Genomic DNA, 22,094 nt, shown 5'->3' with positions numbered 1-22,094 from the left:
GTTCCACGCACTGGGCCGCCCGCGCCGGGCCCAGCCGCCGCCCGGTCAGGTGGCCGGCTCCGGTTGCTGCGGCACCGCTGGGCGGGCGGGTGCGGCGTCGTAGCCGGCCGCCTGGAGGGCGAACAGCTCGGCGTACCGGCCGCCGGCGGCGATCAGCTCGTCGTGGGTGCCGGACTCGACCAGGGCGCCCGCGTGCAGCACGAAGATGCGGTCGGCGTGGCGGACGTTGGCCAGCCGGTGCGTGATGAGGATGGTCGTCGCCCGCCCGTGCCGGTCCCGGATGGCCTGGAAGAGGGCGTCCTCGGCGCGCGGGTCGAGGGCCGAGGACGGCTCGTCCATGATCAGCAGGTCGGCGTCGCGGAGAAACCCTCGGGCGGCGGTGATCCGCTGCCACTGTCCGCCGGAGAGGTCCTGCCCCTTGGCGAACGTGCGGTCGAGCAGCGTCTCGTACCCGTACGGCAGGTCTTTGATCATCTCGTGCGCGGCGGCGCGGGCGGCGGCGGTCTCGATGCGGTCCTGGCGGGCCTCGCGGTCGACGTCGCCGACGGCGATGTTGGTGGCGGCGGTGAACGGCCACTTGTGGTACTCCTGCGTGACCACCGCGATGCGCGCGCGGACCTGCGCCAGGTCCCACTCCCCGACCGGGCGGCCGTTCCACTCGACGGTGCCGCGCGTCGGGGTCCTCAGGGTGGCGATCATCGCGGCCAGGGTGGTCTTGCCGGAGCCGTTCTCCCCGACGAAGGCGACGGTCTGCCCGGCGCGGATGGCGAGGGTGACGTCGTCGACGGCGGGCGTGTCCCGCTCCGGGTAGTGCAGCGTCACGCCGCGGACGGCGACCTCCCGCAGCGGGCCCGGGGCCGGCCGGGGCGTGTCCGCGTCGGGCAGGTACGCGGTGGCGCGAGCCATGAAGCCGGTGTAGTCGCTGAAGTGCTGGCCCTCGGTGTAGACCCGGTCGACCTGGAAGGTGACCGTGCTGAGCGACCGGTGCGCGGCCTGGACGGCGATCACGCAGGTCGCCGCCGCGGCGAGCGGGATCTGCCCGTCGACCAGCAGGAGCCCGAGCAGGACGTAGACGACGGCGGTGGCCAGCCCGCCGACCAGTGCCCCGACGGCGGTGGTCGTGGTGACCCGGCGGGCCAGGGCGAGCTGGATGCCGGTCTCGGTGTCCATGACCCGGTCGTACTGGTCGAGAAGGAACCGGCGCAGCCCGTACGACCGCAGCTCCGGCGCGGAGACCCGCTCGGCCATCAGCCGGTGCAGGATCCACAGCCGGCGGCGGCGGACCGAGCCGGTGATGTACGTCCGGTACCGCAGGTGCCCGGCCCGCAGCGCCGCCCACGCGTTGGGCAGCGTCGCCACCAGCAGCGCGAGGAGCAGCAGCGGGTGGATGACCACCACTGCGACCGCCACCGCGAGCAGCCCGACGAGGCCGGCGATCAGGTTCATCGAGGACTGCACCAGGTCGATCGCCGAGTCGGTGCCCCGGGTGGCGCGTTCCATGTCGTCGGCGAACGCGTCGGCGTCGAAGGCGTCCAGCCGCACGGCGGTGGTGACCTCGAACAGGCCGCGCTCGACCTCGCGGTCGACGCGGGGAGTGAGACCGTTGATCGCGTACCCGGTGGCGATGCCCATGCCGGCGCGGACGCCGGTCACGGCCGCCAGGACGGCGAGCGCCGGAAGCGCCGCCACCACCTTCTCCGCGGTCGGCCCGCCGGCGAACAGCTCCACCAGCACCCGTTGCGTGGCGAGCAGCCCGCCGGCGGCCATCGCGCCGGCGCCGACCGTCGCGGCGGCCACCACCGACGTGCGGAGCCGGTCGGCCCGCCAGCTGATCGCCACGGCCTGCGCGACCAGCCGGGGCAACTCGGCGAACACGGCGAGCAGGCCCGCCTCGGCGCGGGCCCGAACGCCGGTCTCCCACCACATGGCGCGCAGCTCCGGCAGGACGGACTGCGGCTGACTCTCGACGGGACGGTCGCGGGTGGACGATGACACGGGCGCCTCCTCCTCGTGTTGGGACCATCACTGATGGTGGCAGGAGGGTCCGTCAAACCCACGCCGGAGGAGCCCCGGTTCGCATCGCTTGTCGGATGCCGGTCAGGAGGCGGACAGCGGTGTGCCGGGCACGGGGGAGGCAGCGCCCCCGTACCCGGCACACCCGTCTACTACAACTCCCGCACCCGCACGTCGCGGAACTCGACCAGGTCGTTATTGCCGTGGTTCTGCAACCCGACGAATCCACTCAGGAACTGGCGCAGGTCGCTCGGCGGGTCGCCCTGGCGGGACGACGCCTTGCCGGGCGTGTTGTCGAACTCGTTGATCACCACGCCGTTGCGGATGATCGTGTAGTGCTGTCCGACCACCCGGACCTCGTAGTCGTTCCACTGGCCCTTGGGGGTCGCCCCGGACTGGCCCAGGTTGTTCGGGTCGAAGTTGTAGATCGACCCGGTCTTCTGCGGCTCACCGGTGGGCCCGTCGTAGATCTGGATCTCGTGACCGCAGTAGATGGCCACCCAGGCCTCCGACGACCGGGCCGACCCGACCGTGCCGCAACTGCCGGCCGGCCGCTGGTCCAGCGGGGTCCGCGGGTCCGGGAACCGGGTGAAGACACCGCTGTTGCCGTAGGTGCCCTCCGCCGAGACGTCGCGGAACCGCATCCGCAGGGAGAAGTCGGCGAAGTCGTCCTTGGCGTACCAGAGCATGCCGAGCCCGCCGGTGCTGCGGATCGATCCGTCGGGCCGCAGGGCGAACGACCCGCCGGGGGCCTGACGCCAGTCGGCGAGCGACTGGGCCGTGCCGTCGAAGAGCGACCGGTATCCGGGGATCTTGCCGATCTGCGACTGGGCCGCCGAGCTGTTCAGCTTCGCGGCCTCCCGGTTGTCGAGCACGCCGCCGGTGCGGAGCCCGGCGGTGACGTCGGCGACGTGGCTGACGAACTGGCCGTGGTTCTCCCAGCTCCGCTCGTCGTCGATCAGGTCGTTGACCGTGCAGTCGCCGCCGACCTCGTGGTTCGTCACGCCGGTGTCGGTGTCCAACATCCGTACGGTCTTGCGGGCGTCCGGCGCGGCGCAGCCGGCGAAGACCTGGATCTTCGCGGTGGCCACCTCGCCGTCGGCGTAGGTCACCTTCAGGGTTGCCTCGTAGGTGCCGTAGTCGGCGTAGGTGTGGGTGGGGTTGGCCTCGTGCGACGGCGCGCTGCCGTCACCGAAGTTCCACTCCCACGCCACGCCGCCGGCGCGGGCGCTGGAGAAGGCGATCGTCTTCGGCTCGCTCTGCGCCACGGCCCGGGCGATGGCGTCGCTCGGGCGCGGCGTGGCCGGGCCGCCCTGGTAGGCGACGCGGATCAGCTTCTGATTCGAGTGCAGGCTGAAGAACCCGCCGGCGTAGTCGAGCAGGTAGAGCGCGCCGTCGGGGCCGAACTTGGCGTCCATCCAGGACTGGAGTTGGGTGGCGCCGCTGCCGGAGCGGATGATGCTGCGCAGGTCCTCGCCGAAGGCCGGCGGCCCGTGGCTCTCGACCTTCGTCGGGTCGACGGTCACGGCGACCCGGTTGTTGGCGTTGGACTGGTCACCGATGAACCACTTGTTGTCCCAGTACGCCGGCCACGCGACACCGCTGTTGGTGTCGACGTTCTCCCGCTGGTAGGTCGGCCCGTCCATGATGGCCTGGCCGCCGCCCTTGAGGTACGGCTGGGTGAACGTCTCCTGGCCGAGCTGGTAGGTCGGCAGACCGCTGCCGTCGGTGCGCTTCGGAAAGACCGGGCCACCGCCCTGCGGCGAGTACCAGATCATGTTGTCCCGCGCCGGCGGGATGTTGACCAGGCCGGTGTTGCGCGGCGACTCGTTCTTCAGGTTGTCGCAGTCGTACCAGCCGGTCAGGACGTTGGCGTCGGTGTTGCTGCGGTCCCGGTAGGGCTGCCGGTTGCCCATGCAGTACGGCCAGCCCTGGTTGCCGGCGGAGGTGATGATCGTCGCCGTCTCGTACTTCGCCGGGCCCAGGTCCGGACTCGGGGCGCCCGCGTCCGGGCCGACCCAGGCGGCGGTCAGCCAGTCGTTGACCGGGTCCCAGGCGATCCGGGCGATGTTGCGTACGCCCATCACGTAGATCTCCGGACGGGTCTTGCCGCCGCCCTCCTCCTTGCCGGTGAAGAGGTTCCCCGCCGGGATGGTGTAGGTGCCGTCCGGCTCCGGGTGGATGCGGAGGATCTTGCCGTTGAGGTCGTTGGTGTTGCCGGAGGTACGACGGGCGTCCTGGAACGACACGCCCTTGTAGTCCTGGGTCCAGTTGTTGCCGGAGTAGCCGCTGGAGCCACCGGAGGAGTTGCTGTCACCGCTGCCGACGTAGAGGTTGCCGCTCTCGTCGAAGGTCATGCCGCCGCCGGCGTGGCAGCAGCTGTGGATCTGGGTGTCCCACTGCAGCAGGTCCTTGCGGGTGCCCTGGTCGATCGTCTGCTTCGCCGCGTCGTAGGTGAACCGCGACACCGTCCGCTTGCCGATCCGCTTGTCCCGGTCGATCGACTCGTGCGGCATCCAGTAGACGTAGACCCAGCCGTTCTGGGCGAACTTCGGGTCGAGAGTGATGCCGACCAGGCCCTCCTCGTTCTTGACCAGTTCGCTGCCGCTGCCCCGGTTGCCCATCACGGCGAGGGTGGTCAGCAGCTTGACCTGCTTGGTCTTCGGGTCCCACTGGTGGATGGTGCCGCAGCCGAGGCCGACCTTGGGGTCGTCCCAGCTGGTGATCGGCCCGGACGGGCACGCCGCCTTGCCGATGTAGAAGACCTTGCCGTCCGGCGCGATGGTCAGCCCGTGCGGCTCACCGATCTGGTCGAGCTGCCCCGGCTGGTTGGTGGCGGTCAACCGCTCGATGCGGTAGTTCGACGCGATGGTCGCCTGGCAGTCGCCGCGGACCATGCCGGTCGCCCACTTGATGCCGCCGAGCAGGTGGCCCTGGAACTGCTTGTCGCCGGTGTAGCTGGCCTCGGTGCGGCCCATGCCGGTGTAGAACGACCGACCGCCGTCGTAGTCCTGGCACCACGAGATCGGGTGGAACGCCCCGTTGCCGCTCAGACCCGCGTTGTACGTCCGCTCCTCCACCTGGGCGATGGTGTGGACCCGGCCGGTCGGGCTCGGGTCCCAGTTGATCCACTGGTCGGATCGGGTCCAGGTCAGGGGCAGCCCCTTGTTGGCCGGGTGCTGGCGGTCGGTGAGGTCGACCGTGGCCTCCTGCACCCGGGTGTCCGGGGCCGGCCCGGCGTCGGGGCCGATCAGCCACAGCTCGGCCAGCTGGACCAGCGGCTCGCCGCCGTTCTGGGTGACGTTGAGGCGGTAGTGCTGATACGCGGTGCTGTTCGTGAAGCTGTACTGCTTGGTCTGGAAGCGCTGCGGGAAGGACTCCCCGGTCCGGGTGTCCAGGTCGGTCCAGGTGGTGCCGTCCTGGGACCCCTGGAGGGTCCAGTTCCTCGGATCCCGGCCCGGGAAGTCGTTGGCGGAGGTCAGCGCGTAGCGGGACACCGCCACCGGCTTCTCGAGCTTCGCCGCGAGCCAGCCGGTCGGGGAGAACGTGAGCCACTTGGTGCTCGTCGACCCGTCGATCGCCTTGGCGGCGGTCTCGTTCGGCGGGTTCTCGGCGCTCGCCGTGGCCGCGACCGCCTTCTCGGCGTTGGGGAGGCTGGCCGCCGGACGGGTGCCGATCAGGCCGGTGAACCAGGCGGAGCTGGGCTGGGCGCGGGCGGCGTCGTGGACGCCGACGAACCCGCCGCCGCCCTTGACGTACGCCTGGAAGGCGGCTTCCTGGGCGTCGTTGAGCGTCACCCCGTTGGCGGACAGGAAGACCACGCCGCGGTAGCGGGCCAGGTTGCCGAAGGTGAAGACGCCCGGATCGGCGGAGGCGTCGACGGAGAAGCCGTTCGCCGCGCCGAGTTCCTTGATCGCGGCGGCAGCCTTCGCGACCGGGTCGTCCTGCTGGTCCACCGGACCGTGGAACACCAGCACCTTCACGGCCGCGGTGGCCTCGGCGGCGGCCGCAGCCGAAGGGTTGACGGCTTGGACGGGCAGCGTCAGGGTGCCGAGCGCCAGCGCGGCGCTCGACGCCAGGGCGCCGGCGCGGCGGCGGCTGCCGGCGCGACGCGGGGCGGTCCGGGTGGGCGGTGTGGGTGTGGTGGATCCCGTTGAGTCGGCGCGGAGGCGTCCGACCCATCGGGAGAACCGGAAATGGCGGCCTTGAGCCATCTCGACTCCTCCTGGATTGAGGGACAGGTTCTTCCGGGTCGTCGATCTGCCGGTGAGGTGCGGCGTTCACCGGAGCAGGCTGTGCGCGACCGTCGGCGCCACCCGTCGGGCGGCCGGTGCGGCGGTATCGGTGGTGTCGGCGGGTGGGTGGGGGTCCGGTGGCTGCTGGTCCTCAGGGAGAACCAGCAGCCACCGACCGGTCAGTTGTGCTGGTGTTCGCCGCCGTCGACGGCGGGCGCCGAGGCGGCGTGCGCCGCGGTGTGTTGGTGGTCGTGGCCCGGGGGCATCGCCCCGGACTCGTCGAGGACGTGCAGCATCGTCGACATGCCGGCGTCGGAGTGGAACTGCATGTGGCAGTGGAGCATCCAGTGCCCCGGGCCGACCGAGTCGCCGGCCACCACGGTGAAGCCGAACGAGTCGCCGGGACCGAGCGGCTTGTTGTCGATGACCGGGACCGAGTCGGCGAAGGGCTGCCCGTTGCTCACCACGCCGGTCCGGGTGTCCGCCCAGGAGTGCCCGTGCAGGTGGAAGGTGTGCATCTCGTTGCCGAGGCCGATGACGATGAACTCGACCTTCTCCCCCTTCCGCGCGACCAGGCAGGTCGGCCCGGGCTGCGGGTTCTGCTGGTCACAGGTGTCGGTCGCGTCCCCGCGGCGCAGGTTGATGCTCTGCCGGTCACCGAAGGCCGACACGTACGTCCGGTCGGGCTTCGGGTCGCCCGGCCGCCGTACGACGAGCCCGCCGAAGAGCCCCGCGCCCAGGCCCTGCGTGCCGTGCGGGCCACCGACGACATGGTCGTGGTACCACCAGTAACCCGCCGTGCCCTGCGCCCCGGTCCGGTTGTTCCGCTGCTGGGCGAACCAGGTGTACGTACGCGACTCGCCCGGAGGCACGAACGAGTTGCTCTGCACCGTGCCGTCGGACAGCTGCGTGTACTTCACCCCGTGCACGTGCAGCGAGACACCCAGCGGATGGCTGGGGTTGGTACGCAGCTGCTCCAGGGTCGCGGCGGGCACCTGGTTGTGCAGGGTGATGGCGAGGCACTCCCCCTCCATCATCTCCATCGTCGGTCCCGGGTAGGAGGCGGTCTCCGGCGTAAGGCCGTAACCGAGCCGGATCTGGGTGCCGTCCTTCGGCAGCTCGACCGCGTACAGCTGGATGCTGCGGTCCGGCTTCGCGCAGCCGTCCGGCCGTTCGGCGAAGAACGCCATCGGGGCGCCGGCCGCCGCCAGCCCGCCGGCGCCGATGACGGTCAGCAGCACGATGGCCGCCACGATCAGCAGTCGGCGCGCGCTCGGGCCGGAACGGCCGGGCTCCGGCGCGGGGCCGGTCTCGGGTAGCCGCCAGGCCGACGCGGTCACCGGTCACCCCGCAGCTCGACCATGCGCTGGTAGCTGCGCTCGGCTGCGCCGAGCGAGCCGGGCGGGTTCGGCTGGGCGCTCGGTGCCCGGTCCATCTCCCACAGGTAGCCGAAGCGGCCGCCACTCTTGAGCTCCCCGAAGAACTCGGGGAACGGGATGACCCCGTCGCCGAACTCGACGTCCACGTAGGAATTGCCCTGCTGGGGGTCGGGCAGGGGCACGCCGTCCTTGACGTGGAACAGCGGGAAGCGGTGCGGGTGGGCGTTGACGTAGTCGACCGGGCGGAAGCCCGGGTACTTGCGGGCGCCGCCGTACGCCCACAGGATGTCCATCTCCAGGTACACGTAGCGCGGGTCGGTGAGTTCCAGGAACAGGTCGTACAGCCGCACGTCGGGCCGGTCGACCGCGAAGCTGAACTCGATCGTGTGGTTGTGCTGGTAAAGCTTGATTCCCCGGGCAGCGGCGGCGGCGCCCCACGCGTTGAACTCCGCCGCGGCCGCCTGGTACCCGGCGATGGTGCGATTCCCGGTGGGCGCCTGGGCGGTGCCGACGGCGGGCATGCCCAGGGTCTCGGCGACGTCGAGCTCCCATTCCAGGTTGGTGCGGAAGTCGTTCAAGCTCCGGTGGCTGCCCGCGGCCTTGAGCCCGTTGTCGTCGATCAACTGTCGGATCTGGGCCGGGGTGATCGGCCCGACGCTGCCCTGGGTGTAGCCGGCGAACTCCACCTCCCGGTAGCCGATCCGGGACAGCTCCTCGAAGACCGCCGCGAATCCGAGCTGGGAGATCTTGTCCCGGACGCTGTAGAGCTGGATGCCCATGTGCCCGCGCGGGATCAGATGCCCGTTCGAGTCGCCGGACGCCGCGGCGGGCAGCGCTCCGGCGAGGCTCGCCGCGCTGACCGCGACGGTGGTTCCGGCGAGCCCGCGCAACAGGGCCCGACGGTCGATTCTGTTCTTCGCCATGGTTGGTTCCCTTCGCTCGGTCAGCAGCAGGTGCTCGAGTTGCCGGACGCCGTTCCGCTCGGGCAGCACGCGGAGAGCGGTGCGATCCGGACGTTGCGGAAGCTGATGACGTCGGCGGTGCCGTGGTTCTGCAGGCCGATGTATCCGCTGGCGCTCTGGCGTCCGGCGCCGCCGGGATCGTCGGCGCGAGGCGGGCTGAAGATCGCGTCCGGGGTGTTGACGTACTCGTTGATGAGCTCGCCGTTGCGGAAGACCGAGTAGTGCTGGCCCACCACCCGGATCTCGTAGTCGTTCCAGGTGCCCTTCGGCGTGACCTGGGCCCCGGCCAGGTCGACGCGGTCGAAGCCGTACACCGAGCCGCTCTTGTACTGGTCGCCGTCGGGCCGGTCGAAGATCTGCAGCTCGTGGCCATACTTGATGGCCACCCACTCCGGCCGTGACTCGGCGGCGTGCCGGTGGACGTCGGGGAAGCGGACGAAGACCCCGCTGTTCGCGCGGCCGGTGCCCGGAGCGTCGTCGCGCCACTGGAGCTTCAGGGAGAAGTCGCCGTACGCCGTCACGGGGTACCACAGCATGCCGAGGCCGGCGACCGGACGGCTGGTGATCGATCCGTCGGCATTGCGGGTGAAGGCCCCCGCCCCGACGTGCTGCCACCGGGCGAACGACGCCGCCGAGCCGTCGAGCAGCGGCTGGTAGCCGCTCTTCTCGTCCAGCTTGCCGACGCCGGAGCGGCCGGCCGCGCTCACCAGGCGCCCGTGCTCCTTGTGGGTGATCACGCCCAGGTGGTGCAGGTGCTCCGCGATCGTCGTGACGTGCGTGACGAACTCGCCGTGGTTGGACCAGGCCCGCTCGTCCTCGATGACGTTGTTGACGGTGCAGTCACCGTCGACCACGCGGTTGGGTACGCCGCTGTCGACCGTGCCGAGCCATACCGTCGGCCGCGTGTCCGGAACGGGGCAGTCCGGCTCCGGCCCGCTGGCGACCACGGTGAAGGTGACCGACGCGGTGCCCGACGTGTTGCCGGCCTTGTCCGTGGCCCGGTAGCTGACGCTGTGCTGGCCCGGTTGGTTCACCGTGACCGGCGCGGAATAGGTCGCGTACGGCTGCCCGTCGACGGAGTACTCGATCCGGTCGACACCCGATCCCGCGTCCGCGGCCGACAGGATCACGGTGGCGCTACCGACGTAGGCACCGTTGTCGTCGAGCTGGCCCGAGACCGCGGCCGACGCGGTCGGCGGGGTGGTGTCCGGTGCCGGCGGCTGCACCACCGTGAACGACACCTGCTGCGCCGCGGACGTGTTCCCCGCCTTGTCCGTCGCGCGGTAGCTGACCGTGTGCTGACCCGGCTGGTTCACCGTGACCGGCGCGGCGTAGACGGCGTACGGCTGCCCGTCGAGGGAGTACTCGATCCGGTCGACACCCGAACCGGCGTCCGTGGCCGACACGGTCACCGTCGCCGATCCCACGTACGCGCCGTTCTCGTCGCGCTGCCCCGACACCGCGGCCGACGCGGTCGGCGGAGTCGTGTCCGGCGCCGGCGGCTGCACCACCGTGAAGGCCACCTGCTGCGCCGCGGACGTGTTCCCCGCCTTGTCGGTCGCCCGGTAGCTGACCGTGTGCTGACCCGGCTGGTTCACTGTCACCGGCGCGGTGTAGGCGGCGTAGGCGCCCCCGTCCAGCGAGTACTCGATCCGGTCCACGCCGGACTCGGTGTCGGTGGCCGACAGGGTGACGGTGGCGCTTCCGACGTACGCCCCGTTCTCGTCCCGCTGACCCGACACCGCGGCCGACGCGGTCGGCGGTGTGGTGTCCGGCGCCGGCGGCTCCACCACCGTGAACGCCACCTGCTGCGCCGCCGAGGTGTTCCCCGCCTTGTCCGTCGCGCGGTAGCTGACCGTGTGCTGACCCGGCTGGTTCACCGCGACCGGCGCGGCGTAGACGGCGTACGGCTGCCCGTCGAGGGAGTACTCGATCCGGTCCACGCCCGACCCGGTGTCGGTGGCCGAGAGGGTGACGGTGGCGCTTCGGAGGTAGGCGCCGTTGTCGTCCCGCTCACCCGACACCGCAGCCGTCGCAGTCGGTGGGGTGGTGTCCGGCGCCGGTGGCTCCACCACCGTGAACGCCACCTGCTGCGCCGCCGAGGTGTTCCCCGCCTTGTCCGTCGCGCGGTAGCTGACCGTGTGCTGACCCGGCTGGTTCACCGTCACCGGCGCGGAGTAGGCGGTGTAGGCGCCGCCGTTCACCGAGTACTCGATGCGGTCGACACCCGAGCCGGCATCGGCTGCGGACAGGGTGACGGTGGCACTGCCGACGTAGGCGCCGTCGTCGTCCCGCTGACCCGACACCGCGGCCGTCACGGTCGGTGGGGTGGTGTCCGGCGGCGGTGGCTCCACGACCGTGAACGACACCGACTGGGGTGTCGAGGTGTTCCCCGCGTTGTCGGTCGCCCGGTAGCTCAGCGTGTGCTGGCCCGGCTGGTTCACCGTGACCGGCGACGAATAGGTGCCGTAGGCGCCGCCGTCCAGGGAGTACTCGATGCGGTTCACGCCCGAGCCGGTGTCCGTGGCCGACAGCGTCACCGTCGCCGACCCCACGTACGCGCCGTTCTCGTCCCGTTCACCTGACACGGCGGCCGACGCGGTCGGCGGCGTGGTGTCCGAGCCACCTCCGGAGACGACCAGGAGGCCGGACATCCCGCCGTGACCCGGGATCGCGCAGAAGTACCGGTATGTGCCGGGCGAGAGCACGACGTCCACGGTCCACCGGCCACCGTTGGCGTCGTTCGGGTCGGCGAGGATGTTCACGTCGACGTCGCTGTTGTACGCCGGATTGCCCGTCTCGAACGTCAGGGTGTGCTGCATACCGGTGGTGTTGCCGGTCGCGCGGCTGTTCTCGAACACGAGCGTCGCCGGCCCGGCGACGGCGGTGGTGGGTGCCGAGAGGTACGAGAGGAAGTCGTCGCCGGCGGTCCAGGTGAGCACCTGGGCCTGGAGTTGCTGCGACGACGCGGTGGCGGCCGCGGTCGTCGCCCGGTCAGCGTCGACCGGACGCGCGTTGGCCGGAGCCGGTGCCAGTCCAGCGGTCAGCATCATCAGGGCCGCCGTGAGGCCGGCCGCAATCGATCTCCGGAGCCGGCGCACCGAGAGCCGGCCGGGCGGTGAGAACCCATTCATAACTGCCTCTTTCACGGCCCGTAGGAATCTTTCGTCTGCTCGGCGTACGACGTTGTATTCACCGCTCGTGGGCCCCTCCCTGGCCGCACGAGGTCCTCGGCCGTGACCGGTTGTCACGGCCGCCCTGGAGGAACGGGATGTGCCTGACGTCAGCGGCGAGCCGGATCGCGCGCGGGATCAGACAGGGTTCCGCATCGGAGCTGACGGGGTGTGAGTGCAGAAGGGATGAGCATCGGTCAAGCCACGGCGCGTTGTCCGCACCGGGGCGCTTGTGGTAGCGCCGACCCGGGGTGCCGTCCCTGGTCCCAGCCGTGGCCGCCGGGCGTGTTGCGCCGCCTGGGACCACGATCGAGACTCACCGCGCCGCCGGTTCATCTCGGTGAAACACTTCGATGTGTCTCGGACACTACTAAGTTCGCCCGAGCGTGTCTAGACCTTTCGTCGGCTCCAACAGCACTTTCCTCTAGTGAAACGAAAGTGCGTTACAGGCGGTTGAAATGCCCCCGCGCCGCCGCCCGACGGCGCCGGACAGACGCCGGGGCCCGGCTCTCGCAGGAGAGCCGGGCCCCGGGCCGGTCGGTGGATCAGTCGGTGCAGGACGGTTGGTCGAAGTGCCCCGGTGTGCTCGGGTAGGCCGCCCCCGCCCCCTGCTCCCTGTTGTCGCGCGGGTAGACGTAGGACAGCTCCAGGAAGGCCGACGTGCCCGCCGTGGTCACGTCGCCCGCGCTGCGACCCGCGCCGTCGGCCCAGGCCAGCCCGGTCAGGAAGTTCTGCATGGCCGGGCTGTGCTGGCGTACGTCGTTGAAGCCGCCGTAGGCCGCGTTGCAGTGGGTGTAGAGGTTGTAGGCACCGTTCCAGTCGAACAGCCGGTCACCGTTGTTCGGGCCGTTCGCCGTCACGTCACCCTGGAGCACGTCCCGGTCCCAGCCGCCGTAGACCCAGTCGGTGCCGTGGTGGTGCTGGTTGTCCGCGACGACGTCGTCGTCCAGGTCGGTCATCTCGAACCACCGGCAGGGGTCGACCGTCCCCGACGCCGTGGTCACCGGCCAGGCCCCGGGAGCGCAGTTGTCCGGGTACGAGCCACGCGGGCGGAAGTCCAGCAGGTCCGAGCCGAGCACGGCCGTCACCGCCGGTCCGCTGGTCGCCCCGGCACCGCCGAAGAGGTGGTCGACGTACTGGTCGCGGTCGCCCCGGGCGGCGGCGCTGAAGGCACCGTTCACCTGGCACTGCGGGTTGGCCGCGTCCCGCGCCGGGTCGCAGCCCTTGCCGCCCCACAGCACGTCCGAGCCCTCCGCCCCGAACAGCTTGTCGCCGCCGCTGTCGCCGTTGGCGACGTCGTCGCCGAAGCCGGCGTGGATGTTGTCCGCCCCGGCGCCGCCGCGGATGAGGTCAGCCGCGCCGGCGGTCAGGCCGGCGTGCGGCATCGACGGCGAGGTGGGGCTGCCGATCCAGGCGTCGCCGTCGGTGTCGTGCAGCAGGTCCACCCGCCGGTCGTAGTCGCCGGCCCGGAACCCGGTGTACGACTCCTGCGGCACCGACGACAGCGTGGTGGTGAAGCCCAGCGCCGCCACGTCGTCGGCGTTGAGGTACTGGTTCACCACACCGCCCCGGTCGCCGAGGATGGCGTCCTGCCCGTCGTCGCCGTACAGGGTGTCGGCGCCGAGCTCACCGAGGAGGTCGTCGTCGCCGTCACCGCCGCGGATCGCGTCGTCGCCGTCCTGGCCCCACACCCCGTCGTTGCCCGCGTCGCCGTAGAGCTGGTCGCCGCCGAAGGCGCCGGCCGGCTCGCAGGTGGCCTGGGCGGTGGTGCAGAACCGGGTGGACGGTCCGGGCAGGGCCGGGTCGTGGGTACGGGCCACGGTCGCGTGGTCCGGCACCGCGTCGGTCGGGTACCGCTCGGTGTAGACCCGCTCGGCGTGGCTTCCGTTCGTGGTGACCACCGTGCGCAGCAGGGAGCCGTTGTCGCCGAGGACCACGTCGTCGGCGCCGTTGCCCTCGACCACGTCCCCGGTGTCCCGGAAGCCGGGGGCGGTGCTGCCGCCGATCAGGTCGTCCTGCCCGGCCGGTGCGCCCGAGCCGACCAGGTCGCCCGCGGCGGCCGGAGTCCCCGGCCAGCCCGGGTCGGGCAGCGGGGTGACGGTGTTGCGTCCGGGAGCGCCGAGCGGGTTGTCGCCGCGCAGGGTGTCGGCACCGCCGTTGCCCTCCAGGTAGTCGCCGTCGCCGTCACCGGTCAGCGCGTCGTCGCCGTCCTGGCCCCACAGCGTGTCGACGCCGTCGCCGCCGCTGATCCGGTCGCCGCCGTACCGGATGCCGCTGGCCGCGGCCCGGTCCAGCAGCACCACGATCCGCGGGCCGAACAGGGCGCCGCCGGCGCCGAGCCGGACGGTCACCGAGGTTGGCTGCTCGCCCGGGAGCGGGCGGAGGACGGCGCCGTTGTCACCGATGGCCGCGTCCGAGCCGGGTCCGCCGAAGACGGCGTCCGCGGTGTCCGGCTGGCCCCAGGTGGTCGCGCCGGATCCGTCGTACGCGGTGCTGGAGCCACCGACCAGGTCGTCGTCACCGGCGTTGCCCTCGACCCAGTCGGCGTCGGGGCCGCCCTCGGCGAAGTCCGCGCCGCCGTCGGCGTGCACCCGGTCCGGGCCGCCCTGGCCGAAGATGACGTCGTCGGCGTCCCCGCCGGAGATCAGGTCGCCGCCGCTGGTGCCGGCCGCCGGGCTGAACCCGAGGTCGAGCAGGGTGACCTTGCGTTGCGGGCCGGCCCGGCCCTGGGTGACCCGGGTGGCGTCGGCGGTGGCCGGCGCGAAGCGGGCGTTGTCCCCGGCGATCAGGTCGGTGTCGGCGTCGCCGTACAACTGGTCGCCGACGTCCGGCCGGCCGGTGCCGGCGGTCGGCTCCTGTCCGGAGCCGCCGACGACCTCGTCCCGGCCCTGGTCGCCGTGCACCAGGTCGGCGCCGTTGTTGCCCTCGAGCTGGTCGTCCCCGCCGTCGCCGTTGATCCGGTCGTCGCCGAGGCCGCCGTACGCCACGTCGTTCTCGCCGCCGCCGGAGATCACGTCGCCGTCGCCGGCGCCGGGGACGTCACCGGCCAGGTCGAGCGGGTCCGGTCCGGTGTCGCCGGTCCGCGGGGTGCCGTTGTCCCCGACGATCCGGTCGGTGCCCGCCTCGCCGTAGAGGTGGTCCCGGCTGTCGCTCGTGCCGGGAGTACGCCCACCCCCGTAGAGCACATCGCCGTCCGGGCCGCCGAAGACCTGGTCGCCGCCCTCGTTGCCCTCGGCGGTGTCCGTCCCGGTGCCGCCGAACAGCCCGTCGTTGTCGGTGTTGCCGAAGAGCAGGTCGTCGCCGTCGTCGCCGTGCAGCTGGTCGACGCCGGCCGCGCCCCACGCCCGGTCCGCGCCGCCGCCCAGATGCAGGGTGTCGTTGCCGAGTTGGCCGCAGGCGCGGTCGTCGCCGCCGCCCAGGTCCGCCCGGTCGTTGCCGCTGCCGGCCGAGACCACCTCGACGCCGGTGCCGCCGAGGATGAGGTCGGCCGCGCCCTGGTCGGAGGGGTTGGGCTGGGCGCCGGCGAGCGTGGCGTCCGTGCAGGTCTCGGTGGGCAGGTGCCGGTCGCCGAAGACGGTCGCCCCGCCGTCGCCGCCGATCACGTGGTCGCTGCCGAGACCGCCGACGAGCAGCTTGGTCTGCGACTGCGTACCGGTGGGCAGCGGGTCGTGGGTGACCGGCCGGGACGGGCCGTAGCCGTCCGGGTCGCCGGGCTGGCCGACCGTCGACGGCTCGGCGATGACGTAGTCCTCGTCGGGGCCGCCGAACAGCCGATCGGTGCCGTAGCCGCCGATCAGGACGTCGTTGCCGCCGTACCCGTACAGGTGGCCGGTCTGGCCGCTGGCCGAGTGGGAGACGACCAGGTCGACGCCGGCGCTGCCGTGCACCGTGTCCTGGCCGGCGCCGGTGTCCACCCGGTTGGTCAGCCCGGCGTCGCCGTTGCCGGGCTGGTCGGCGTCGGCCGGCACGCCGCTGTCCGAGGTGTGGATGGTGTCGTCGCCCTTACCGCCGTTGACGGTGTCCCCGCCGGGGCCACCGATCAGCGTGTTCTTCCCGTTGGGCTTGTCGTTGACCAGTACGCCGAGCACGTCGTCGCCGCCGTTGCCGTAGACGCGGTTGGTGCCGTGCCCGACGGTGACGTGGTCGGTCTCGCCGTCCGTCGCCTCGGTCGGGTCACCCAGCTTTGTCCAGTCGACCAGGCCCTTCAGGTGCTTTTCGCCGGCACCGGTCTGCACCGGGGTGTCGCTGGTCCGGTCGACGGCACCGAGGCCGCTGTCGCCGGCCACCACGTTGTCGCCGTCGCCGGTGGTGACGGTGTCCTTGCCCGGACCGCCGGCGACCCGGCTGGCCTTGCCGCCCGTCTCGGCGGTGACGATGATGTCGTCGCCGCCCCGCCCGTCGACGTACGCGACGCCGGTGCCGGTGCGGATCTGGTCCTTGCCGTCGGAGCCGATCACCACCGCGGTCTGGTCGAACTGCGACATCTTCGTCCCGTCGCCCCCGCTGTCGCCGTCGCCGAGCAGCAGGATCGACATGGACGTCTTGGCGGCGTCGCTGACGGAGTAGCCGCGCCCGTCGACGACCACCCGGGTCAGAGGCGGCTGCCCGTCCCGGTTCAGGAACTCCTGCCGGCGACCGAGCGCCTCGACGGCGAAGCCGTCGAATTCGGGGTCGGCGTCGGCGTAGTGCAGCGCGTACACCTTGATGACGTCACCGGCGTAGGTGCCGGACGTGTTGTCCCAGGCCTTGTCGCCGCGCTGGTCCTTGGTGCCGAACTTGCCGGCGAAGACCACCAGGGTGTCCCCGACGGTGCCGCCGAGTTCCGGTGGCTCGGGTTCGCAGTCGGGTTGCGCCCGGAAGTCGAGCAGGGTGGCGTCGACCAGGGTGAAGTCGAACGTCTTGGAGAACAGGACCAGGTCGATGGTGATGTACACCTTGAGGAACACCGACAGCTGCCCGCTGGTGGTGAAGAGGCAGATCGGGTTCACCAGCAGGGCCTGGAGGAATTCCCTGGTGCGGAACTTGCCGTCGTTGTTCGGGTCGTTCCAGCTGAAGCCGACGGTGAGCCGGATGCCGCCCTGGATGCCGGCCTTGACGATGAGCACGCTCACCTCGGCTCCGGCGGCGATCTCACCGCGCAGCGTGACGACCGGGACGGCGGCGCCGGTGTTGTCGGCCGTCTTGAAGTACAGGCCGTCGAGGAGGCTGACCGCGTCGACCGCGGTGCCGTCGGCCGCGGCCTCGATGGCGTGCCGGATGCCCGCGGTGTCCAGGCCGGCGATGAACCGGGCGGTGACCGAGGCGCTGCCGGAGAGGGTGACGAACACCGGCGGCGGGGCGTAGACCGGGCCGAAGGACTGCCGCCAGCTGAAGCCGAGCGTCAGCGGGCCGGAGTCGAAGCTGACGAGCTCGACGTCCTGTCCCAGCAGCAGGCCGAACAGGGAGGCCGGGTTGTCGAAGACGGGGAAGCTGAAGCCGGTCTTCGCCGCGACGGACTTGGTCTCACCCGCCTTCGGGGTGAACAGCTTGTCCCCGTCGGTGCCGGCGGCGGTGTCGATCGCCGACTTGACCTGGACGTCGGTCTTCGCCTGGGTGAACGGGTCGTCCCGCTTGATCAGGCTCTCCGCGGACGCGGGTGACGCCTCGGTGGTGAGGGCCCGGGCCGGGTCGACCAGGAACTGGCCGAGCGGGATGGAGCAGCCGTCGCCGTCGCAGTCGAGGTCCCGGTTCACGAAGTTGATCACTTCGCGGACGGTGTGGATGAAGTCGAGCTTCGGGCCGCCGCTGAGCGTGCTGAACGTCTGGGCGAGCCAGACCAGCGTGATATCCGGTCCGCCGGTCGCCTTCGACAGGTCCGACAGCACCGGGATCGGCGCGTAGAGGGTGTCGATGATCGGCTGCAGCGGACCGGTGACCGCCTTCAGCTTGTCCACCACCGGCTTGAGGATCTTGTCGAAGAAATCGCCGGCGTCGAGTGCGATGTCGGTGAACGTGACCCGCAGCGGTGTCTCCACGCCGTCGCCCGCCGCGGTGAGCGAGCCCTGCTTGTGCTTCAAGCCCCACTTCAGCCCGAAGCGGGCGCTGAGGCCGGGCATCGCGGAACCGACCTCGTCGCCGGTGTTCACCGCCGCCGCCAGCTTCCAGTCGATGTTCACCGTGGCGGTGAGGTCGGTGGCGAGCAGCGAGCCGAGGTCACCGAACTCGGCGAGGGTGAGCTTGTCGTCGTCCTCGGGGGTGCAGTTCGCGGTGACCGTCGGGTCGAAGCAGCTCTTCTCCCCCGGCGAGCCCTTCAGGTCGATCCCGAAGTACGCCTTCACCAGCGGGTCGGTGCCCTGCTTGGTGGCGTTGACCTGGATGAACGCGAGCTGTGCGGCGAGGTCCCCGGTCATGTCGAACGCGGCCCCGATCTGCACCTCGGGGGACGTGTCGCCGTCGTGGGTGGGGACGTAGAAGCCCTCGTCCCGGTCGAGCACCAGGTCCAGGTGCAGCTTCCAGCCCAGCTTGGCCTGGATGCCGTCGGGGGCGCCCTTCTTCGCCTTCAGCGACAGGCCGGGGATGCCCAGGTCGAGCGGCACGTTGACACCGAGGCAGGTGTTGGCGCCCGCGTCCGTGCATCCGGCCGCTCCGGACGGCGCCCCGCGCGAGGTGGTGAGCTTGATCCGGATGGACTGGAAGTTCTCCGGCTGGCAGGGCGTCGCCACTCCGCTGCGGCAACCGACCACCGCGCTCACGCCCGGGTCCAGGGACTTCAGGACGTCGTTGAGGGCGGTCTGCATGCCGGCGCTGTCCAGGGTGGTGTTGGCCAGCACCGGACCGATCGCGGCCTTGACGTCTTCGCGCAGCTTCGCGACGAACCGTTGGCCCTGCTGCAGGTCCTCACCGACGAGCGGCAGCTTGCCGTCGAAGCTCGCCAGGCGCAGCGCGTCCTCCACCTTCGCCAGGTAGCCGTCGATACCGACGTTGAAGTCGGTGAGCTTCAACGCCAGGTTGGCGAAGCAGGAGTTCAGGTTCGGGGTGTTGGCGGTGGGCGTCAGATCCAGGCCCATGGTGAAGGTCAACAGGTTGGTGGCGTCGGCCGGTACGCAGTTGTTGACGAAGATCGGTGCCCGGGCGCAGACCGGCACCGCGGTACCGCCGACGCCGTCACCGCAGTCGACGCCGGCGGTCGTGAACTGCGGTGTCACGCCGAGCAGGCCGCCGATCGGTCCGTCCGCCGTCAGCCCGCCGAGCCCCACGCTGAGGTTGGCCTTGACGGTGGCGAAGTCCGGGTCCTTGCCGAGATCCAGGGCGAGCGGACCGACGCGGGCGGCGATGGCGGCGTCGGTGACCCCGCCGGAGACGGTGACGCTCGCCGAGGAGGTCCGGTCCAGCAGCGGCGCGGCGTCCGGCCGCAGCGGCAGTAGCAGCCCCAGCTGGGCGCGGGCCTTCACGTCGAGGGCGAACGTGCCGGAGCTGTCCAGGGTGACCAGCTCCCGGGCGCCGTCCCAGGCGAAGGTGAGCGGACCGCCGGTGTGGACGTCGCGCTTCCAGTCCAGCCCGACGCGCAGGAACGGACCGCCCGCGCGCTGGTCGAGCGCGAAGCTGATCCCGCTGCCCTCGCCGATCGAGTTGTTCAGCAGGTCGAGGGCGTCCTGGAGGTTCTCCGGCGGCGCGGCGAGCAGCTTGTCCACGGCGTCGGCCAGTTCGGGGCGCAACGCGTACGCGCTGCCGTCGGCCGGCTTCGGGGTGCCGGCCGCGTCGATGCGCAGGGTCTGCCCGTCGACCCGGTCCAGCACCCGGTACGCCTTGCTGCCGATCACGACGGTGCGCCCGGCCAGCCGCGGGTCGAACCCGGCGTCGCCGCTGCGGCTGCCGTCCTTGAGCAGGAAGTTCGCCCCGTCGGCGACGAAGGTGACGGGCTTGCCGACGCCGCTCTGGTCGGCGCCGAGCAGCTCCCGGGCCGAGCGGCCGAGCAGCGGGATCTCCGTGTTGAGTGGACCGGTGCCGCCCTCGGACTGGGAGATCGCGGCGTTGACCAGCCGCAGCGCCTCGACGACGACCGCGAAGAGCGCCTTCGGGTCGTCGGGGTTGAAGTCGACGGCGAACAGCCCCGCCAGCCCCGACGTGTTGACGACCGGCTGCTGGCCGGCGGTCCAGCTGACGTCCACGCCGATGCCCTCGCCAAGGGCGCCGGTGGCGCCGGGGACGCTGACCTTCACCTGGCCGGTGGTCTTCACCGACGACGTGGCGGTCAGCAGCGTGGTCGGCGCGGACTTCAGGCGCTGGAAGAACGTGCCGAGGCTGATGTCCTCGGCCTTGGTGAAGCCGACCTGGAGCATCCGCTGGCCGGCGGTCGCCGGGCCCACCGTCAGTTGGCCGCCGAGCTTGACCTTGAGGAAGCCGGCGGTCGCGTAGAAGTCCACCGCCGTGGTGATCGGGAAGTCGGCGGTGAAGAGCGGCGTCGCCGGGTCGGTGCGCAGCAGCACCCGGTCGGCGTTGGCGGCCGGGCTACCCAGGTCGTCGCGCAGGTCGAGGACCAGCGTGACGGCAGCGCTGTAGCGGGGTTTCACCGTGGCGAAGCTCGCCTGGGCGTTGGCGGCACGGATGCCGACCTTCTTGTCACCGGCGACGGTGTTGGTGAGCGAGCCGGCGAGCTCGACGGCTCCGATGTTGGGGCTGGACCCGGTGATCGACCAGGCGCTGTCGTTGGCCGGCTGCCCGCCGATCCAGTTCTGCTGAAGCGTGATCGAGGTGGCGGTGTTGCTCAGGACGGTGCCGGCGGAGGTGCCGGCAACGACGCGCTGACCGACGAGGGTGCCGGCGGTGAACCGTTCCTCGCCCACACTGAAGCCGTTGGCGGTGAAGGTCGCACCACGGCCGGAGACGGACGCGGCCCCGGGGTCGAGCGGCACCTCCACGGTGGACTCACGCTCCAGCTTGACCCGGAACACCAGCTTCTCGCCGGCGAAGGAGAGGTTGTCCACTGGCAGCTGCTCGGCGGCGAGCAGGGCGAGCAGTTGCTGGATGGAGCTGAACGTGGGCTGTCCCGCCAGAGCGGGGTCGTGCTCGTCCGGGTCGAAGTGGGGATCCTGCGGTCGCGGGTGGACGTGCTTGCGGAGGAACGCGGTGAGCTTCTCGTTGACCGCGGCGGCGTCGGCGAAGGTGCCGCGCAGGAAGGGCAGGTTGAGGTTCCCCGCCGGGCCGCTCTGCTGCACGCCGCTGAGCAGCGTGGCGAGCTGGGCCAGCCCCGATGCCAGGTCCAGCGGGCTCATGTTGCGGAACTTCGCGATCGTCTCGTCCAGGCCGGTGGTGGTGACCGTCGGGGTTCCGACGGCGATGTCGTTCCAGTCGACGGTGACCGTCGCGGCCACGGCGGGCAGGGCGAACGGAGCGCCGGAGGTGGCCGCGCCGAGCTTGATCACGCCGCGCATCGAGCCCGGTCCGGACTCGGTCTCGGTGTCGGAGATCCGCCCACCGCCGGAGCCGTCCAACGCCACCTGGACGAGACCGGCGAGGGATCCGGCGGCCCCCAGCTCGCCGGTGTTCGCGCCGCTGGAGGTGTCGAAGCCGAGCCGGCCGTCGCCGTTGGGGTCGGTCAGGGTGACCTTGAGGTGGGTGCTGGCGGCGAGGGTGCTGCCGGCGGTCAGCGTGACACCGAGGATGCCCATGGAGGCGGTGGCCTTGTCGAGGTCGGCGCGCAGCCGGGCCACGGCGTCGATGTCGATGCGCGGGGTGTCGCCGTCGCGGACGAGGTAGGTCTCGCCCGACGCGGTGTGGCGCGCCTTCAGGTGCAGGGTGGCCCAGCCGGTGACGGTGACCGCCTTGTCGAGCGTCACCCCGCCGACGGTGAGGCTCTTGTCGGCCACCTCCTGTTTCGTGGTCAGCAGCACGTCGAGGACGTGGTCGCCGCCGCTTGTGGTGACCGAGCTGGTCAGCCGGGTGCCGCCGCCGAGATCCACGTTGTCCTTGGTCAGGCCGCCGGCCAGGGCGTCGGACGCCTTCTTGGTCAGTTTGTCGGCGTCGACGAGCGCGCCGGGACTGACACCGAGCAGCGGCAACGGCTGACCGAGCAGCCCGACCCGCGACAGCCCCCCGTCGGCCCAGGTCGCGGTGCGGGACATCAGGTTCTTGAGGGCGGCCTCCCACGGCTCGTCCGCGTGCGCGGGTGCCGCCGTCCACACCAGAGCGATCGTCGCTGTCAGCACCGTGGCGACCGCGGCAGCGACAAGCCGTCGTAGAGCAACCATGAGCGACCTCGTTCCTCGGATGGCCGTCCATGACGGCGGCTCGTCCGGGCCAGAACATCGATCGCGGGACCCGCTCACAACGACTGTGTCGACATCGTGACAATGC

General features: G+C 71.6%; 6 protein-coding genes. All 6 read right to left on the bottom strand.

Features of this window, described 5'->3' with window-relative positions:
- Positions 1-45: 45 nt before the first annotated feature.
- The 6 genes from ACTMS0_RS20000 to ACTMS0_RS19975 all read right to left on the bottom strand — a co-directional run bounded on the left by ACTMS0_RS20000 (position 46) and on the right by ACTMS0_RS19975 (position 21,988).
- On the bottom strand, positions 46-1,926 hold the full coding sequence (locus tag ACTMS0_RS20000) for an ABC transporter ATP-binding protein (protein ID WP_441156885.1): 1,881 nt from the start codon (positions 1,924-1,926) through the stop codon (positions 46-48).
- A gap of 239 nt (positions 1,927-2,165) precedes the next feature.
- On the bottom strand, positions 2,166-6,227 hold the full coding sequence (locus ACTMS0_RS19995) for a ThuA domain-containing protein (RefSeq protein WP_441156744.1): 4,062 nt from the start codon (positions 6,225-6,227) through the stop codon (positions 2,166-2,168).
- A gap of 200 nt (positions 6,228-6,427) precedes the next feature.
- Positions 6,428-7,588, bottom strand: a complete 1,161-nt coding sequence (locus ACTMS0_RS19990) for a multicopper oxidase domain-containing protein (RefSeq protein WP_441156743.1) — start codon at positions 7,586-7,588, stop codon at positions 6,428-6,430.
- Positions 7,585-8,550 carry a sugar phosphate isomerase/epimerase family protein gene (locus ACTMS0_RS19985; protein ID WP_441156742.1) on the bottom strand — a complete coding sequence of 322 codons (966 nt, stop codon included), beginning with the start codon at positions 8,548-8,550 and terminating at the stop codon, positions 7,585-7,587. The genes ACTMS0_RS19990 and ACTMS0_RS19985 overlap by 4 nt, the downstream gene beginning before the upstream one ends.
- A gap of 20 nt (positions 8,551-8,570) precedes the next feature.
- Positions 8,571-11,723 (bottom strand): OmpL47-type beta-barrel domain-containing protein, encoded by a 3,153-nt coding sequence (locus tag ACTMS0_RS19980; protein ID WP_441156741.1) that lies wholly within the window; start codon positions 11,721-11,723, stop codon positions 8,571-8,573.
- A gap of 584 nt (positions 11,724-12,307) precedes the next feature.
- Positions 12,308-21,988 (bottom strand): calcium-binding protein, encoded by a 9,681-nt coding sequence (locus ACTMS0_RS19975; RefSeq protein WP_441156740.1) that lies wholly within the window; start codon positions 21,986-21,988, stop codon positions 12,308-12,310.
- Between the last annotated feature and the right edge of the window lie 106 nt (positions 21,989-22,094).

Origin of the sequence: Micromonospora sp. H33 (genome assembly GCF_052068455.1) — a bacterium.
In the GTDB taxonomy this organism is placed as follows: domain Bacteria; phylum Actinomycetota; class Actinomycetes; order Mycobacteriales; family Micromonosporaceae; genus Micromonospora.
This window is presented reverse-complemented; position numbering and strand designations above follow the sequence as displayed.

What these genes read in the sequence shown, in the direction of transcription:
- ACTMS0_RS20000 (WP_441156885.1), bottom strand. Translation starts at nt 1,926, where the DNA reads ATGTGGTGGGAGACCGGCGTTCGGGCCCGCGCCGAGGCGGGCCTGCTC.
- ACTMS0_RS19995 (WP_441156744.1), bottom strand. Translation starts at nt 6,227, where the DNA reads ATGGCTCAAGGCCGCCATTTCCGGTTCTCCCGATGGGTCGGACGCCTC.
- ACTMS0_RS19985 (WP_441156742.1), bottom strand. Translation starts at nt 8,550, where the DNA reads ATGGCGAAGAACAGAATCGACCGTCGGGCCCTGTTGCGCGGGCTCGCC.
- ACTMS0_RS19980 (WP_441156741.1), bottom strand. Translation starts at nt 11,723, where the DNA reads ATGAATGGGTTCTCACCGCCCGGCCGGCTCTCGGTGCGCCGGCTCCGG.
- ACTMS0_RS19975 (WP_441156740.1), bottom strand. Translation starts at nt 21,988, where the DNA reads ATGGTTGCTCTACGACGGCTTGTCGCTGCCGCGGTCGCCACGGTGCTG.